The organism is Rubellimicrobium mesophilum DSM 19309 (assembly GCF_000600335.2).
In the GTDB taxonomy this organism is placed as follows: domain Bacteria; phylum Pseudomonadota; class Alphaproteobacteria; order Rhodobacterales; family Rhodobacteraceae; genus Rubellimicrobium; species Rubellimicrobium mesophilum.
Genome location: NZ_KK088582.1, coordinates 91,629 through 107,992, shown reverse-complemented (window position 1 = coordinate 107,992; position 16,364 = coordinate 91,629). Strand labels below are relative to the sequence as shown.

Annotated in this window: 14 protein-coding genes, 1 other RNA gene and 2 pseudogenes; 3 read left to right on the top strand and 14 right to left on the bottom strand. The window is 70.4% G+C overall.

What is annotated here, in order from left to right; genetic code table 11:
- Positions 1-4 precede the first annotated feature (4 nt).
- The 3 genes from chrA to ssrA form a co-directional block, all read right to left on the bottom strand.
- On the bottom strand, positions 5-1,282 hold the full coding sequence (gene chrA / locus RUMESO_RS14420) for a chromate efflux transporter (protein ID WP_037281237.1): 1,278 nt from the start codon (positions 1,280-1,282) through the stop codon (positions 5-7).
- A gap of 54 nt (positions 1,283-1,336) precedes the next feature.
- Positions 1,337-2,005, bottom strand: coding sequence for a VWA domain-containing protein (locus RUMESO_RS14415; protein WP_037281236.1), 669 nt, complete (start codon positions 2,003-2,005; stop codon positions 1,337-1,339).
- 47 nt (positions 2,006-2,052) lie between these two features.
- Positions 2,053-2,409, bottom strand: a transfer-messenger RNA (tmRNA) gene (gene ssrA / locus RUMESO_RS24335).
- 95 nt (positions 2,410-2,504) lie between these two features.
- Here ssrA and RUMESO_RS14410 point away from each other — a divergent pair.
- Positions 2,505-3,131, top strand: coding sequence for an LCCL domain-containing protein (locus tag RUMESO_RS14410; RefSeq protein WP_051521340.1), 627 nt, complete (start codon positions 2,505-2,507; stop codon positions 3,129-3,131).
- On the opposite strand, the gene eda is transcribed toward RUMESO_RS14410, so the two are convergent.
- The gene (eda, locus tag RUMESO_RS14405; protein WP_037281235.1) at positions 3,132-3,779 is read right to left on the bottom strand and encodes a bifunctional 4-hydroxy-2-oxoglutarate aldolase/2-dehydro-3-deoxy-phosphogluconate aldolase; all 648 of its coding nucleotides are present in this window, start codon (positions 3,777-3,779) and stop codon (positions 3,132-3,134) included.
- Between the two features lie 31 nt (positions 3,780-3,810).
- The gene (gene edd / locus RUMESO_RS14400; RefSeq protein WP_037281234.1) at positions 3,811-5,613 is read right to left on the bottom strand and encodes a phosphogluconate dehydratase; all 1,803 of its coding nucleotides are present in this window, start codon (positions 5,611-5,613) and stop codon (positions 3,811-3,813) included.
- A gap of 125 nt (positions 5,614-5,738) precedes the next feature.
- Between edd and RUMESO_RS14395 the strand changes: the two are divergent.
- Positions 5,739-6,951 (top strand): annotated as a pseudogene (locus tag RUMESO_RS14395) (RSP_2647 family RNA methyltransferase).
- Positions 6,948-7,508: an RSP_2648 family PIN domain-containing protein gene (locus tag RUMESO_RS14390; RefSeq protein ID WP_037281233.1), complete on the top strand. Its 561-nt coding sequence runs from the start codon at positions 6,948-6,950 to the stop codon at positions 7,506-7,508. Before RUMESO_RS14395 ends, RUMESO_RS14390 begins: the two are co-directional and overlap by 4 nt.
- Here the strand turns inward: RUMESO_RS14390 and RUMESO_RS14385 are convergent.
- The 9 genes and pseudogenes from RUMESO_RS14385 to RUMESO_RS14345 form a co-directional block, all read right to left on the bottom strand.
- Positions 7,498-8,085: a retropepsin-like aspartic protease family protein gene (locus tag RUMESO_RS14385; RefSeq protein WP_037281232.1), complete on the bottom strand. Its 588-nt coding sequence runs from the start codon at positions 8,083-8,085 to the stop codon at positions 7,498-7,500. The genes RUMESO_RS14390 and RUMESO_RS14385 overlap by 11 nt on opposite strands.
- A 667-nt stretch (positions 8,086-8,752) precedes the next feature.
- On the bottom strand, positions 8,753-9,394 hold the full coding sequence (locus tag RUMESO_RS14380; protein ID WP_037281231.1) for a dihydrofolate reductase family protein: 642 nt from the start codon (positions 9,392-9,394) through the stop codon (positions 8,753-8,755).
- A gap of 125 nt (positions 9,395-9,519) precedes the next feature.
- Positions 9,520-10,851, bottom strand: a complete 1,332-nt coding sequence (locus tag RUMESO_RS14375) for an ATPase (RefSeq protein ID WP_037281230.1) — start codon at positions 10,849-10,851, stop codon at positions 9,520-9,522.
- Between the two features lie 77 nt (positions 10,852-10,928).
- The gene (locus tag RUMESO_RS14370; RefSeq protein WP_037281229.1) at positions 10,929-11,432 is read right to left on the bottom strand and encodes a prepilin peptidase; all 504 of its coding nucleotides are present in this window, start codon (positions 11,430-11,432) and stop codon (positions 10,929-10,931) included.
- Position 11,433: 1 nt separating this feature from the next.
- A complete protein-coding gene (locus RUMESO_RS14365) occupies positions 11,434-12,279 on the bottom strand; it encodes a tetratricopeptide repeat protein (RefSeq protein ID WP_037281228.1) in 846 nt (281 codons plus the stop codon).
- A 17-nt stretch (positions 12,280-12,296) separates the two neighbouring features.
- Positions 12,297-12,890 (bottom strand): tetratricopeptide repeat protein, encoded by a 594-nt coding sequence (locus RUMESO_RS14360; protein WP_082484075.1) that lies wholly within the window; start codon positions 12,888-12,890, stop codon positions 12,297-12,299.
- A gap of 32 nt (positions 12,891-12,922) precedes the next feature.
- Positions 12,923-13,945 carry a type II secretion system F family protein gene (locus RUMESO_RS14355; protein WP_037281227.1) on the bottom strand — a complete coding sequence of 341 codons (1,023 nt, stop codon included), beginning with the start codon at positions 13,943-13,945 and terminating at the stop codon, positions 12,923-12,925.
- A 7-nt stretch (positions 13,946-13,952) separates the two neighbouring features.
- Positions 13,953-14,921 (bottom strand): type II secretion system F family protein, encoded by a 969-nt coding sequence (locus RUMESO_RS14350; protein WP_211262891.1) that lies wholly within the window; start codon positions 14,919-14,921, stop codon positions 13,953-13,955.
- Positions 14,922-14,925: 4 nt separating this feature from the next.
- Positions 14,926-16,360: pseudogene (locus tag RUMESO_RS14345) on the bottom strand (TadA family conjugal transfer-associated ATPase).
- Positions 16,361-16,364: the final 4 nt, after the last annotated feature.

Sequence of the window (16,364 nt, the reverse complement as noted above, 5' to 3'; positions counted from 1 at the left end):
GACCCTACGTCAACCCGACAAGGTGGAGTCCCGCTGCGAGCGCCGCGACGAGCGCCAGGGTCGGGACCATGGAGACGTGCCGCACGAGGAGGAGCCAGGCCGCCACCAGGGCGAGCGCGGCGGCGAGCGGCTGGAAGGTGCTCCAGTCCGGGAGGGTCGTGTCCAGCGGCCCGGCCCGTAGGGGTGCGACCTCGGCGAAGAGGACGTGGAGCGCGAACCAGACCGAGAGGTTCAGGATCACCCCCACCACGGCGGCGGTGATGGCGGTGAGGGCGGCGCGGAGCCGGGGCTGGCCCTCGAGCCAGTCCACCAGCGGGGCGCCCGCGAAGATCCAGAGGAAGCAGGGGACGAAGGTGACCCAGATCGCCATGAGGCCCGCCGCCAGGGCCAGGAGGGCGCTGCCCTGGTTCAGCCCCGCCGTGATGGCGACGAAGGCGGTGACGAGGATCAGGGGGCCGGGCGTGGTCTCGGCGAGGCCGAGGGCGTCCATGACCTGCGAGGTGGAGACCCAACCGTAGCCGGAGACGACCTCCTGCGCGAGGTAGCTCAGGACCGCGTAGGCGCCGCCGAAGGTGACGACGGCGAGCTTGGAGAAGAAGAGGCCCACGTCGGTCAGGAAGCCCTGGTCGGCGAGGGCCGTCAGGGCGACCGGCGCGCCCCAGAGGGCGAGGCCCAGGGCCAGGGTCAGGGCCAGCGTCGCCGGATGGATGCGCGGCCGGGCGAGGTCGCGCGGGGCCGAGCCGGCGGTGGCGGCGCCGAACAGGCCGGCGGCGAGCACGACCAGGGGGAAGGGGACGGCGAAGAGGAAGATCGCCACGAAGGCGAGACCCGCGAGGGCCCAGTGAGCGGGCTGCTTCAGGGCGCGTCGGGCGACGCGGAGGATCGCCTCGACGACGATCACGACCACGGTCGCCTTCACGCCCAGGAAGATCGCCTGGACCCAAGCCAGGTCGATCAGCGCCCCATAGGCGAAAGCCAGGGCGAAGATCACGGCGGCGCCGGGAAGGACGAAGAGCCATCCGGCGATCAGGCCGCCGAGATAGCCGTGCAGCCGCCAGCCCGCGAAGGTGGCGAGCTGCGTGGCCTCGGGCCCCGGCAGCAGCATGCAGAAGGAGAGGGCGCGGAGGAACTCGGGCTCGGAGAGCCAGGGGCGCTCCTCGACCAGCTCGCGGTGCATGAGGGCGATCTGCCCGGCGGGGCCGCCGAAGCTGAGAAGGCCGATGCGGAGGAAGACGCGGGTGAGCTCGCGCAGGCTCGGGGCGGTGGCGCTGGCGGGCGTCATGCGGTCTCCTCTCGCGGGTGCGGCATGGGTCGCAGGTGGCGAGGCGGCGGTCAATCAGCCCGTGGGGGTCGCGAGCTCGCGCAGGATTTTCTCGCGGATCGCGCGGGGGTAGTCGCGGTGGCCGCGCGCCGACATGACGAAGCCGCCGGGGGTCACGAGCTCGTCGCGGAAGAAGTCGGCGACGCCGTGGCCCACCGTCTCGATGGCGATGGCGTTGACGGTCACGCCTTGGGCGACGGCGTCGTCGCGGGCCCGAGCGACCGGGCCGCCCATGTTGCGCGCGCCGTCGCCCGAGACATCGACGACATGGCGTCCGCAGGGCGGCGCCTGCGCAAGGAGGTCGAGGGCGGCCAGCAGGGCCTCGGCCGGGGCGGTGCCGGATCGGACATAGGGACGGGGGAGCGCACGCACCCGCGTGGAGAGGAGCCGCGCGTCGGACGGCTCGGCAACCTGCTGCCAGGGGATCGCGGCGAGCTGCTCCCTCGGGCCGGACCAGAGGAGCACGGCGACGGCCGCTTGGGCGACGACGAGGGCGTCGCTCACGTCCGGGTCGTTCAGCGCGTCGGCGAGGCCGTCGATCTGGAGGCGGTACTCGCTCTCGTCCACCGAGTTCGAGACGTCGATGGCGAGGAGGAGGGCGGTGTCGCAGGTGCCGTCGGCCTCTCCGGCGGCGGCCGGGGGCGCGGAAAGGACCGCCAGGGCGCAGAGCAAAGCGCGCAGCATGAGGCCCAAGCTAAGGGGCGCGTCGAGGCCGTCCAGGGAGGGGAGGAAGTGCAGGCTTCTGTTGCCAGGTGCCTGCGAACCCCGCCTGAGGGGCTTATTCCCCAGGACTTTGGCTCAGGTCTCTACCGCCGTTAGGCGGCGAGGGCCATCGCCGGAGCACGGTTGTCGTTGGCAACTATGCGTTTTGGACCGATAACGGTGGTACCTCACCGGGACAAAGCAAACACCTTTACACGTTCGTCGATCCTGTTTCGGCCCCGTTCCGTCCCCCAACGAGGGATGATTGGTGGAGCCGCCGGGTACCGCCCCCGGGTCCGATCCGCTTATTCCGTGCGCGTTTATGCCCATAGTCCGGTTGCCCGGACGCCTCATAGATAAGGTGTGCGAGGCCCCCGCTCAAGGGGCATCGCGGGGGCGGAGGTCGAATCCGCCGCTCGCGCGCGGGGCGGCTGCGGGGTAACGTCGCGGCGCGGGCCGTGCCCGTTGGAGGAGAGCCGCGATGAAAGCCCATGTCCTTGCCGTCCTCATGGCGCTGCCCGCCGCGCCGGCCTTGGCCGACCCGGGGCAGTGCGCGACCTTTCCCGATTCGGCCGAGAGCCTGAGCTGTTCCTGCCCGTCGGGCTTCGTTCCGGGGGCGGTCTGGGGCTCGGGGCCCTACACGGCGGACAGCGACATCTGCACGGCGGCCCTGCACGCGGGCGTGCTGGGAGTGGAAGGCGGGCCGGTGACGGCGAACCGCGTGGCCCCGCCATCGGCATATCGCGGCAGCGCGGCGAACGGGGTCACGACCTCGGATTACGGGTCCTATCCCTCGGCCTACGTGATCGCGGGGGCGGCGGAGAACACCGGCGAAAAGACCTGCGGGCCGCTGGAGGCGATGGCGGTCTCGACCTGCGTCTGCCAGTCCGACGCGCCGCAGCGGTCGGTCTGGGGCTCGGGGCCCTACACGGCGGACAGCGATATCTGCACCGCCGCGCGCCATGCGGGCGTGATCGGGGCCGAGGGCGGCGAGGTCACGGTCCGGCGCGTCGCGGGGCAGGAGTCCTACGCGGGCGGCACCGCGAACGGCGTGACCACGTCGAGCTACGGCAGCTACGGGGCGAGCTTCACCTTCGGGGCCAAGTAGTCAGGCCCGGCACGGGAGCGACGCGGCCTCGGCGGCGAGGCGGGTGATGCCATCCCAGTCGCCCGAGCGGACCATCGCGGTGGGCGCGACCCAGGAGCCGCCCACGCAGGCGACGTTCGGCAGCGCGAGGTAGTCGGCGGCGTTCGAGAGGCCGATGCCGCCCGTGGGGCAGAAGCGGATCTGCGGCAGCGGCGCGCCCCAGGCCTTGAGGACGGGCACGCCGCCGTTGGCCTCGGCCGGGAAGAACTTGGCGACCGAGTAGCCGCGCTGGAGCAGGTACATGGCCTCGGACGGCGTGGCGGTGCCGGGGAGCATGGGAAGGTCGTTCGACTCGGCCGCGTCGAGCAGCCGCCGGGTGAAGCCGGGCGAGACGCCGAAGGTGGCGCCGGCGGCCTTGGCGGCCTCGACGTCCTTCTCGTTGAGGAGGGTGCCGGCGCCGACGACTCCGCCCTGAACCTGGGCCATCTCGGCAATGGCCTCCAGCGCGGCGGGGGTGCGGAGCGTCACCTCCAGCGCCGGGAGGCCGCCGGCGACCAAAGCGCGGGCGAGGTCGGCAGCGCGGCTCGCGTCGTCGATCACCAGGACAGGGATCACGGGGGCCAGGGCGCAGACCTTGGCGGTGAGCTCGGAGGCGTGTTCGGGGGTCATCGCAGGGTCCTTCGTGATCTGGGGCGGCGGGTCAGAGCACGACCGCCGCGCCCTCCGTAGCGGGGCCGACGTTGCGGCGGAAGACGGCGAAGAGCTCGCGCCCGATGCCGTCGTCGTTGGCGGAGAGGTCAACGCGGTCGGGGACGCGGCCCGCGAGGTCGGTGAGGCATTCCAGCCGGCCGGCGCTCGCGTCGAGCCGCAGGAGGTCGCCGTCGCGGAGGAGCGCGATGGGGCCGCCGTCCGCCGCCTCGGGCGAGACGTGGATCGCGGCGGGGACCTTGCCCGAGGCGCCGGACATCCGGCCATCGGTGACGAGCGCGACCTTGTGGCCCCGGTCCTGGAGGACGGCGAGGACGGGAGTCAGGGCGTGGAGCTCGGGCATCCCGTTGGCGGCGGGGCCCTGGTAGCGGACGACGACGATGACGTCGCTGGTGAACTCGCCGGCCTTGAAGGCATCCTTCACCGCGTCCTGGGAGTGGAAGACGCGGGCGGGGGCCTGGATGACGTGCCGCTCGGGCGCGACGGCGGAGACCTTGATGACGGCGCGGCCGAGGTTGCCGTTAAGCTGGACGAGGCCGCCCTGCGGCTGGAACGGATCGCGCGCCGGGCGGAGGATCCGGTCGTTCTCGGTGGCCGTGGGACCGTCGCCCCAGACGAGGCCGGCGTCGGTCAGGCGCGGTTCCTTGGTGTAGTAGTGCAGGCCGTCGCCCATCACGGTCACCACGTCGTCGTGCAGGAGGCCGGAGGCGAGGAGCTCGCCAATCATGAACTGGAGGCCACCCGCCGCATGGAAGTGGTTCACGTCGGCGAGGCCGTTCGGGTAGACCTTGGCCATCAGCGGGACCTTCGCGGAGATGTCAGCGAAATCCTGGAGGTCGAGGAGGATGCCCGCCGCCCGCGCCATCGCGGGGAGGTGCAGGACGAGGTTGGTGGAGCCGCCCGTCGCCATGAGGCCGACGATGCCGTTCACGAAGGTCCTCTCGTCGAGGATGTCGGCCACGGGGCGGTAGTCGTTGCCCAAGCTGGTGATCGCGACGGAGCGCTCGGCGGCGGCCACCGTCAGGGCGTCCCGCAGCGGCGTGTTGGGGTTCACGAACGAGGCGCCGGGGAGGTGCAGGCCCATGAACTCCATGAGCATCTGGTTGGAATTGGCGGTGCCGTAGAAGGTGCAGGTGCCGGGGCCGTGGTAGGAGGCCATCTCGGCCGCCATCAGTTCGGACCGCGTGGCATCTCCGGTCGCGAAGCGCTGGCGGACCTTGGACTTTTCGTCGTTGGGGATGCCCGAGGTCATGGGTCCGGCGGGGACGAAGATGCCGGGGAGGTGGCCGAAGCTCGCGGCGGCCATGACGAGGCCGGGGACGATCTTGTCGCAGATGCCGAGGTAGAGCGCGGCGTCGAAGGTGTTGTGCGAGAGCGCGACGCCGGTCGCGAGCGCGATCACGTCGCGGGAGAAGAGCGACAGCTCCATCCCCGTCTGGCCCTGTGTGACGCCGTCGCACATGGCCGGGACGCCGCCCGCGACCTGCGCCGTGCCGCCCGCGCGGTTGATCGCAGCCTTGAGGACGGGCGGATAGGTCTCGTAGGGCTGATGGGCCGAGAGCATGTCGTTGTAGGCGGTCACGATCCCCACGTTCGGGACGCGGCCCTCGACGAGGGCGTCCTTCTGGTCGCCCATCGCGGCATAGGCATGGGCCTGGTTGCCGCAGGCGAGGTGGGCGCGGCGGGGCCCCTCGGCCTGGGCGCGGGCGATCTTGTCGCGGTAGCGCTGGCGTGTCGCGCGGGAGCGTTCGCGGATGCGGTCCGTGACGGCGGCGATCGTGGAGTCGAGGGGCATCGGCGGGTCCTCCTTCGGGCGACGAGGCGGCATCTAGCACCGGCTGTTAGCGCTAACAATAGGGCGGGCTGCGGTTTGTGGGCGCAGGTCTTTCGTGCCTCGGTCGCGCACTATATGGGGGCGGCATGACATTGCCCCAGTTCTTCACCCCACCTTACCCCGTCGTGCGCCTCAGCCCCAAGGCCGAGGCGCGGGCGATCCGCCATGGCTTTCCCTGGGTCTATGCGGGGGAGCTGGTCATGGACCGGCGGACCTCGAACCTGCTGCCCGGGGCCTTCGCGGTGCTGGAGGACAGCGAGCGGCGGCCGATGGGCGTCGTGACGGTCAATCCGGAGAGCAAGATCGTCGCGCGGGTCATGGACCAGGACCCGGCGGCGGTGATCGACGAGGACTGGATCGCGGCGCGGCTCGCGCGGGCCCTGGCGCATCGGGAGGCGCTGTTCGACGAGCCGTTCTACCGACTCGTCCATGCGGAGGCGGACGGGTTTTCCGGGCGTGGTGATCGACCGGATGGGGGACCTCGCGGTCGTACAGCCGAACGCGGCCTGGTCGGAGGCGATGGTTGGGGTGCTGGTCTCGGCGCTGGCCCGGGTGACGGGGGTCACGCGGGTCGTCAAGAACGGCTCCGGGCGGGCGCGGGGGCTGGAGGGGCTGCCCGAGGAGATCGTCATGGCGCTGGGGACGGCGCCGGATGGGCCGGTGCCGGTGCCGATGAACGGGGCGATCTACCTGGCCGATGTCATGGGCGGGCAGAAGACGGGACTCTTCTACGACCAGCGGCCGAACCATGCCTTCGCCGCGCGGCTCGGGCACGGGGGGCGGGTGCTGGACGTGTTCTCCCATGTGGGCGGGTTCGGGCTGGCGGCACTGGCGGCGGGCGCGCGGGAAGCCGTGCTGGTGGACGCCTCGGCGGCGGTGCTGGCGCTGGCCAAGGGCGGGGCCGAGGCGATGGGGATGCGCGGCAAGGTCGCGCTGCGGCAGGGCGATGCCTTCGCGGCTCTGGAGCAACTGGCGGCGGAGGGGGAGACCTTCGACCTCGTGGTCTGCGATCCTCCGGCCTTCGCGCCCAACAAGAATGCGCTCGAGGCGGGACTGCGGGCCTATGAGCGGGTGGCGAAGCTCGCCGCGCCGCTGGTGAGGGAGGGAGGCTATCTCGGGCTGTGCTCCTGCTCGCACGCGGCAGACCTCGCGAAGTTCCGAGCGGCCTCGGCGCGAGGGATCGGCAAGGCGGGGCGGCGGGGGCAGATCGTCTGGACCGGGTTCGCCGGGCCGGACCACCCGACGCTGCCGCAACTCGCCGAATCGAGCTACCTCAAGTCGCTGTTCTTCCGGCTGTGACGAAGCCGAGAGTCGTCCTCGACGCCTGCGTCCTCTATCCGACGGTGATGCGGGAGATCCTCCTCGGCGCGGCCGCCGAGGGGCTGTTCGTGCCGCTCTGGTCGGAGCGGTTGCTGGAGGAGTGGGCGCGGGCGGCGGCGCGGCTCGGGCCGGAGGGCGAGGCCGTCGCGCGGGGGGAGATCGCGGCGGTCCTTGCGAAGTGGCCGCAGGCGATGGTGAAGGGGGCGGAGGGGCTGGAGCGGCGGCTCTCCCTGCCGGACCCGGACGACGTGCACGTGCTGGCGACCGCCGTGGCGGGGTCGGCCGATGCGATCATGACCATGAACGCCAAGGACTTTCCAAGGAACGTGCTGGCGGAGGAGGGGCTGCGACGGCTCGACCCGGACCAGTTCCTGACCGGGCTCGCGGAGGAGGCGCCGGAGGTCATCGCTCGCGTCGTGGGGGAGTCGGTGGCGACCGCCTCGCGGCTCTCGGGCGAGGCGTGGACGGTGCGGACGCTGCTGAGGAAGGCGCGGCTCCACCGGCTGGCGAAGGCGCTGGAGCGGGTCAGCGGGTGAGGATCAGCTTGCCGTCCTCGATCTCGATCCGCGAGAAGCGCTGGAGGTAGGCCATGCCCAGGAGCGAGGATTCGAGGTCGCCGTCCGTCACCACCGCACGGACGTCCCGATCCACGATGCCCTCCAGCGCGACCTCGTCCAGCGTCACGCGCGCGGTGCGGACGAGGCCGTTGGCGGTGCCGGCGCTGCCCAGGTAGGCGAGGTCGTCGGGGTCGACACCGGCCGCCCTCGCGTCGGCGCGGGAGAGGACCATATCGGTCGCGCCGGTGTCCACGGTGAAGGTGACGGGCGCGCCGTTCACGCGGAGGTCCAGGTAGTAGTGGCCGTTGATCGCGCGGGGAACGGTGACCGCCTGTCCCTCGGGCGTCATGAGGGCCTGCTGGGTGGGCACCAGGGCCGACCTGATCTCGGGCCAGAGGCCATAGACGGCGATGGCGCCGAGGAAGATCAGCGCCCAGATCGCCGCCTGCGTGAGCACCTGGCCCAGCCGCGCGCGGGAGGCGAGGAAGTAGGAGCCCGCGACCAGCAGGAGGAGCAGCGCGAGATAGGCGAGGGAGGCGGTGTCGTCGGAGGACATGAGGGGAATATGGGGCCCGGAAGGGAGTCGGGGAAGGGGGCATGGCGGGCTCGTGGGGCCGCGACCGGGCGAGGCTTCCTGGTGGCCGATCGGGGCTGGCGCATGTTCCCATGCAGAATTCCGCAATAACGTAGTCCCCGCGTGGCCTCCGGTCTCCTCCGGGCTCGCGGGTTCAGGGCGCGCGAGGGGGAGGGCCGGTCCGCCGGGGTGGCCGGCGGGCGGGGTCCTGGGGGCAACTGAACAGGGGAGGGTCTCCCTGGCCCGGTATGTGTGGTTTCGCGCTGTTGCGGCCCGGCTCTCACCGGGGGCTCTTCATGGTCCTTCTCCTCTCCGCCCCCCTGCCGCCGTTCTCCGTCCCCGCGCCCTTGCGACGGGGATCTCGGAGCGGCGCGGCTCCGGGGCTATCGCCCCGGGTTCGTCGTCCGGCCTGCACCCATGCGTGCCCTCGACGGGCGGGGGTGGTCTGGGGCCGGGGCGGCGGGCGCCCGGGGTGTTCGGGGGGGAGATTCGCAGGGCGGGGTTAACGAGGCGTTACCCGGGCGTGCGGTGCCCCAAGGGGGGCAACGCAACACCCCGCCGAGACGTGGTAAGGGCGCAGGTGATTCGAGGCACCAGCCTGCGCCGAAGCGCCGCCTGCGCTCGCTTCCGACTGGAGGGAGGCCTGAGCCTACCGGCCGATCACGACGTGGGTGGCGAGGTCGGTGGGGGCGGTCCGGGTCACGCGATAGCCGAGCGCAGGGAGGTCCAGGCCCTCGAACATCGCCTCGCCCCGCCCGAGAAGGACCGGAGAGAACGCGACGTGCAGTTCGTCGATGAGGCCCGCCTGCAGGTACTGGCGGACGGTGGACACGCCGCCGCCGATCTTGACGTCCTTTTCCCCGGCGGCCTCGCGGGCGCGATCGAGTGCGGCGTGGATGCCGTCGGTCACGAAGTGGAAGGTGGTGCCGCCCTCCATCGCGATCGGGTCGCGGGGGTGGTGCGTCAGGATGAAGGTGGGGGCGTGATAGGGCGGGTTCTCGCCCCACCAGCCTTTCCAGCCGTCGTCCGTCCAGGGCCCGCGCGAATGCGCGAACATGTTGCGCCCCAGGATGAAGGCGCCGAAGCCGTCCATGGAGCGATGGGCGAAGTCCTGGTCCACGCCCTCGGAGCCGCCCTCCTGCCCGAACATGGAGCGGAAGGCCTTGGTGCCGACGAACCAGCGGTGCAGGTCCCGCCCGCCCTTGCCGAGGGGGTCCTGGAGGCTCTGCTCGGGTCCCGCCCCGAACCCGTCCAGCGACACCGAGAAGGCAGCAGCTCTCACCCGTCCCATCACCGTCTCCCTTTTTCGGCAGCATGGATCATCGGGCTGCCGAAAGGCCAGACCGTTCCTGGGTTCCGGGTCCGGCTATTCGATCCCCTTCTGGATCGTGGGGTTCGCCCGGCCTCTGAAGCCCCTCACTTCACGATCACCTCGTCGCGCACGAACATGTTCGCCCAGGCACGATCGATCAGGTCGCTGTTCATCTGCGGCGGGATGCCCTCGAAGCGGCAGATGGAGAGCATCTGGTCGATCAGGTAGACCGGCTGGTAGTTCGCGTAGACGTTGTTGATCGAGGGATACTTGAGCTTCAGCAGGTAGATCAGCGCCGCCTGGTCGATCGGCATCCCCTTCTTCTTGGCCACCATGGCGAAGATGCGGAGGAAGTCCTCCTGGCTCGGCCCGTCGATCTTGATCTTGAAGAAGATCCGGCGAAGCGCCGCCTTGTCGAAGATCTCGTTGGGGTGGAAGTTCGTCGAGAAGATCACGAGGGTGTCGAAGGGCACCTCGAACTTCTCGCCGGACTGGAGCGCGAGGATGTCGCGCGACTCCTCCAGGGGCACGATCCAGCGGTTGACGATCTTTTGCGGCGGCTCGGCCTGGCGGCCGAGGTCGTCGATGATGAAGATGCCGCCCGTGGCCTTGAGCTGGAGCGGCGCCTGGTAGGTGCGTGCGACCGGGTTGTAGACGAGGTCCAGCATGTCGAGCGAGAGCTCGCCTCCGGTGATGACGGTGGGACGCTCGCAGCGGACGTAGCGGGTGTCGTAGCGCCCCGAGGTGCGGCGCAGCGAGTTGGGGTCGTCGAAGTTGTCCTCGGCGGCCGAGTGGATGATCGGGTCGTAGACGGTGATGATCTGGCCCGCGTATTCGATGGCGCGGGGGACGTAGATCTTGTCCCCGATGGCGGCGCGGATGCCGTTCGAGATCGAGGACTTGCCGTTCCCCGGGGGGCCGTACATCAGGATCGAGCGGCCGGCGCCCACGGCTGGCCCGAGGTGGTCGAGGAGCGACTTGGGCAGGATCAGGTGGCCCATGGCCGCCTGGAGCTGCTCGCGCGTCACCGCGATGTTGCGGATGGACTGGCGCTTGACCTGCTCGCGGTAGACCTCGAGCGGGACGGGCATGGCGCCGTAGTATTCGGACTGGGCGAGGGCGTCGAGCGCGCGGGCCTTGCCGCCATCGGTGAGCTGGTAGCCCATCTCGCCCCCGGAGTTGGCGTGGAGCGTCCCCGTCGCCTCGAGGAGGCGCTGGGAGCGGGCGAGGTCCACGAGCTCCTGCGTCACGGGGTTGGGGAGGCAGATCGCGCGGGCGATCTCGCTCACCTGGGTGACGTTCATGCGGAACATCGTCTTGATGAGGACGTCCCGCATCATCACGGGATGGAGCCGCATCCCCTCCAGCGACCGGGGCGCGGGAGGCGGGGTGACGCCCGCCGGGGCCGTCGATTCGGGGGCGACCGCGACGTTCATGGGGACTCCTCCTTGGGCTCGGCCCCGCCAGAGTGGGAAACCACTGTGGCGGAATTGGGGAGGAGCTGGGGTGGCCCCTAGGCCGTGGCGCAGATGAGGAGATAGGCGAGGAGCGTGGCCGCGATCACCACGCCCATGGGAAAGCGGCGGCCGGAGGTCCAGCTCGCCCATTCCGGGACGAGGCGGGGGCCGGTCGTGAGCCGCGCCAGCCGGTGCACGGCCCAGCACAGGATGAGCATCGCGGGAAAGAGCGTGAGCGCCAGGATCCCGTCCGAGAGCGCGACGAAGGGCGCGGCGGCGGCGAGGAGCTTGGCGTCCCCGGCGCCCATCATGCCCGCGCCGTTGAGGAGCATCCCCAAGATCAGCACCACGACGAGATGCGTCCAGCGCCAGCCCCAGTCGGCCAGGGTCCACCCTTCGAGCGGCAGGCAGGCCAGGCCCACCACGGCGAAGACCGCCGCGAGCAGGAGCACCGCGTTGTTGGGGATCTTCATGCGGCTGAGGTCCGCGTGGGCGGCCCAGGCGCAGGGGGCCAGGGCGCCTAGCAGGAAGGCGAGCGCGACGAGCGGCGGCGTCCCCATCTCAGGTGGTCCCCAGGGCGTCGAGGGCGCGCGAGGCTTCCTCGAAGTAGGTCGGGCTGGTCTCCACCGCGTCCTCGAGGAGGCCGCGCCCGATGGCGATGTCGTTCTGCTTGATGGCCGCGAGGGCCAGCGTGTAGAGGAGCTGCGCCCTCTCCTGCTGGGTCATCGGGACGACCGGGAGGTCGTAGTTGCGCTGCGCCCCCCGCGCCATGACCAGGTTGTTCTTGGCGGTGAACATGTCGGGCTCGTGGCGCAGCGCCTCGGCGAAGAGGCGTTCGGCGGCCCCGTAGTCGCCCCGGGTCAGCTTGGAGAAACCCCAGTTGTTGAGGACGCCCGCCGGGGTCGTGGTCAGGCCCGTGGCGATCTCGTAGTAGCTGTCGGCCTTGTCCCATTGCTCCTGCGCGTCGGCGACCATGGCCTCGTAGCGGTAGCGGTCGAAGGTCTCGTGGGTGGGGGGCACGGCGTCGAGCGCGCCCCGCGCCTGCGGCCACTGGTTCGTCCGGATGTAGGCCCCCGCGAGCTCCACCCGGTCGTCGGCCGTGGACTGGGGGTTGGCCGTGACCTTCTCCCAGGCGGAGACGGCCTCGGTGTTGCGGCCGGCACGGATCAGCGCCTTGGCGTAGTTCCTCTCGAGGTCGACGCGGCCCGGGTTCTCGCGCAGGGCGCGGCTGAAGTAGGCGACGGCCTCCTCCGGGTCGGCCACGGTCAGCATGACGTCGCTCAGGCCGGCCTCGTCGATGACGTTGACCTCCTGCATCGCGTCCCGGACCGCGTCCTCGTCCCGGTTCTGGCCGCAGGCGGCCAGGGCGAGCAGGCCGAAGCCCGCGACGATCGTGATGTGGCGCATGGAACTGCCCTCCTGCCTCAGAGCGGCTCGATGGATTCGAGGGCCTCCTCGGGGCTGAGGGCTTCCTCGTCCCCGATGCCGATGAGCCGCGCCCCGCCGGACACGTCGTTGAACGTGACCGAGCCGCCTTCGCCGTCATACACGCCCGAGTAGAGGCGGTCGTCCATCCTCGCGAGGGCGAGGCGCAGATTGTCGCGGATCGTGTCGCTGTTGCCGCTGTCGGCGGCATAGGCGCGGCGGAAGACCTCCGAGGCCTCGCCGTACTTCTCCCGCTCCATGAGCAGGACGCCGAGGTTGTTCCAGGCGGGGACGAAGGTCGGGTCCTCCTCGACGGCGCGGCGCAGGAGGTCCTCGGCCTGGCCCAGCCGTCCGAGGCGCAGGTCGGCGCTGCCCATGCCGGCCAGGGTGTCGGGGGTCAGGCCCTCATGGGCGGCGGCCCGCATGTAGGCGTCGAGCGCGAGCTGATACTGGCCGGCCGCCATCAGCCGGTGCCCGGCCTGAAGCTGGTCGGCCTCCTCGCCGGGCGCCAGCCCCGGGGCGTAGACCCCGCCGGCCGACCGGTTGAGGCCCGCGTCCTCGCACCCCGCGAGGAGGGCGAAGGCGAGGGCCATCCCGCAGGCAGCCCGCCATGTCCGTTCCGTCACTACTGTTGCCCGTCCGTCGATCCGTCCTGCACGCCCGCCATCCCACCGCCCAGGACGGTCGCGATGTTGAACACGGACGGCCCGATCAGGATGAGGAGGAGCGGCGGCACCGTCAACAGCATGGTGGCCAGGGTCATCTTGGTCGGCAGGGTATTGGCCTTCTCCTCGGCGCGCATGACACGCTTGTCGCGCATCTCGAAGGCGTAGACCCGCAGGGCGTCGGCGATCGAGGTGCCGAACTGCTGAGACTGGACCAGCACGGTCACGAAGCTCGCGATGTCGGTGACGCCGCAGCGCTCGCTGAAGTCGCGCAGGACCTGGACCTTGTCCTTGCCGGCCTTGAGCTCGAAGGAGACCATCTCGAACTCGTCGGCGAGGTCGGGGAAGCCCGAGCGGAACTCCTTGGCGACGCGGACGATGGACTGGTCGAGCGACTGGCCCGCCTCCACGCAGACCAGCATCATGTCGAGGCTGTCGGGAAAGGCGTTGGTGATCGCCTCGGTCCGGGACTGGACCCGCCGCGTGACCCAGTACTTGGGCAGCATGTAGCCGACGAGCCCCGGCCCCAGCACCTGCATCGCCATGCTGGTCGTCGACATCTCGGCATCGGTCATGGTCGACTTGTAGACCGTGTAGAGCACCCCCAGCACGAGAAGGCCCAGCCCCAGCGCGAACTGGGCGAAGTGGAAGACGCGGACCGCGTTCTTGGACTGGTAGCCCGCGCGCAGGAGCTTGAGGCGGACCGCCGAGTATTCCTGGGCGTCCTGGGGCTCGAGGAAGTTGGAATACTTCTCGAGCTTGTCGTTGCCGTCGGCCCGGCGAAGCCGCGAGGCCTTGTCCTCGACGGTGGCGGCCTTGGTCTCCCGCTCGCGCAGGCGGTCGAGGGGGTCCTTGCGCCGCGCCAGCATGGCGGGGAGCGAGATGAGGATCAGGACCACGCCCAGCATCCCCACGGCGATGAGGGGACCGAAGGGGCCGAGCAGGCCGACGAGCCGGTCGTTCAGGGCGGCGACGTAGGACATGGCGGGCTCAGACCTTGATGTTCACGAGGGCGCGCATGACGAAGATGTTGGCGATCAGCATCCCCGCCACGAACAGGCAGGCCGGCACCCAGTAGGCGGTCAGCTTGACCTCGTCGTAGTAGTTGGGCTTGAGGAGGTTCACCATCAGGAGGGCGCCGATCGGGAAGCCCGACAGGAACTTGCCCGACCACTTGGCCTCGGCGGTGATGGCCTTCACCCGGCGGAAGAGCTTGAAGCGCGAGCGGATCACCTTGGCCAGGCCGTCGAGGATCTCGGCCAGGTTGCCGCCCGACTGGCTCTGGATGGAGACTGCCACCGCGAGGAAGCGGAGGTCCTGGGTGCCGATCCGCTCGGCCATGGTCTTGAGCGCCTCGCCCATGTCGCGGCCGTAGGCGGCCTCGTCTGAGATGAAGCCCATCTCGGTGCCGAGCGGGTCCGGCGTCTCGCGGGCGACGGTGGCCAGAGCGGTCGAGAACGGGTGTCCGACCCGGAGCGAGCGCACCATGAGCTCCACCGCGTCGGGGAGCTGCTCCTCGATCAGGGCCATGCGCTTGGTGGCCTTGCGGTTGATCCAGACGTAGATGCCGCCCACGCCCATCACGACGGCCATCCCGATCCGCACGATCAGCGAGGCCCCGGTGCCCAGCGTGATCCCGGCGAAGGCCACCATCGAGAGGAGGCCCATCAGGAGGAGGAGCTGGACGGGCGAGAAGGCGATGTTGGCCTTCTGCGCCTTCTCGGCCAGGAGCGAGTAGAGCGGGATCGACTGCGACTTGATGTGCTGGCTCATCTCCTTGCGGAGCTGCTCGAGCACCTGCTCGCGCCCGGCCCCCTTGTCGAGGAGGGTGAGGCGGCGGTTGACCTTGCTGTTGAGGCTGATCGACTTGCCGAAGGCCGTCAGGTAGATGCCCTCGACGAGGACGATGACGGCGATGAAGATCAGCCCATAGATGATCGGCTCGGGGGAGATTACCATGTGGTCACCCGTGGTTAGGCTCGAAGAGCGAGGCCGGCAGGTTGTAGCCCCAGAGCTTGAAGCGCTCGCTGTAGTGCGAGCGCACGCCGGTGGCGGTGAAGTGCCCGATGATCTTGTTGTCCGGCGTCAGGCCCACGCGCTGGTAGCGGACACCTCCTGGCTGGAGATGACCTCGCCCTCCATGCCGGTGAGCTCGGTGATGGAGACCATCCGGCGCGAGCCGTCCTGGAGGCGGCTGGCCTGCACGATGAGGTTCACGGCCGAGGCGATCTGCGCGCGGATCGCCTTGATCGGCATCTCGATGCCGGCCATGGCCACCATGTTCTCGAGGCGGGACACGGCGTCGCGGGCGGAGTTGGCGTGGATCGTCGTCATCGACCCGTCGTGGCCGGTGTTCATGGCCTGGAGCATATCGATCACCTCCTCGCCGCGGGTCTCGCCGACGATGATGCGGTCGGGACGCATCCGGAGCGCGTTCCTGAGGCAGTCGCGCTGGGTCACGGCGCCCTTGCCCTCGACGTTGGGGGGCGTGACTCCATCCGGCCCACGTGGGTCTGCTGGAGCTGCAGTTCCGCCGTGTCCTCGATGGTGAGGATGCGCTCGTTGTTGTCGATGAAGGAGGAGAGGGCGTTCAGCGTGGTCGTCTTGCCGGAGCCGGTCCCGCCCGACACGATGACGTTGAGCCGGGTGGACACCGCCGCCTGGAGATAGGCGGCCATCTCCTCGCTGAAGGCGCCGAACTTCACGAGGTCGTCGATGCCGAGCTTGTCCTTCTTGAACTTCCGGATCGAGACGAGCGAGCCGTCCACCGCGACGGGCGGCACCATGGCGTTGAAGCGCGAGCCGTCGGCGAGGCGGGCGTCCACGTAGGGGTTCGACTCGTCCACGCGCCGGCCCACCGCCGACACGATCTTGTCGATGATGCGGAGGAGGTGCTTCTCGTCCTTGAAGGTGATGTCGGTGAGCTGGAGCTTGCCCGCCCGTTCCACGAAGATCTGCTGCGGGCCGTTCACCAGGATGTCGTTGACGCTATCGTCCTTGAGCAGCGCCTCGAGCGGACCCAGGCCCCGCACCTCGTCGTAGAGATCCTGGGAGAGCTGCGTGCGCTCCTCGCGGTTGAGGGCGACGCCCATCTCCTCGAGCGATTCGCTCGCGATGCTCTGGATCTCGTTGCGGAGGTCCTGCTCGGTCGCCTTCTCGAGGGCCGAGAGGTTGAGGTTGTCGAGGAGCGCCTTGTGGATCTCGAGCTTGACCTCCTGCAGGCGCTCCTTGCGCTTGCGGTCCTTGTCCTGCGGCGCGGCCTCGGCCGACTTGGGCGGGACGGGACGCATCAGGCCCGGTTTGGCGGCGGGCGCCTCCGGGTCGGCGTGCGAGGACGGCCGCTCGGGCGAGGAGGCCTCCGGCTTGGCGGCGTCAGGCTTGCGGAACTTGGCGAACATCGGG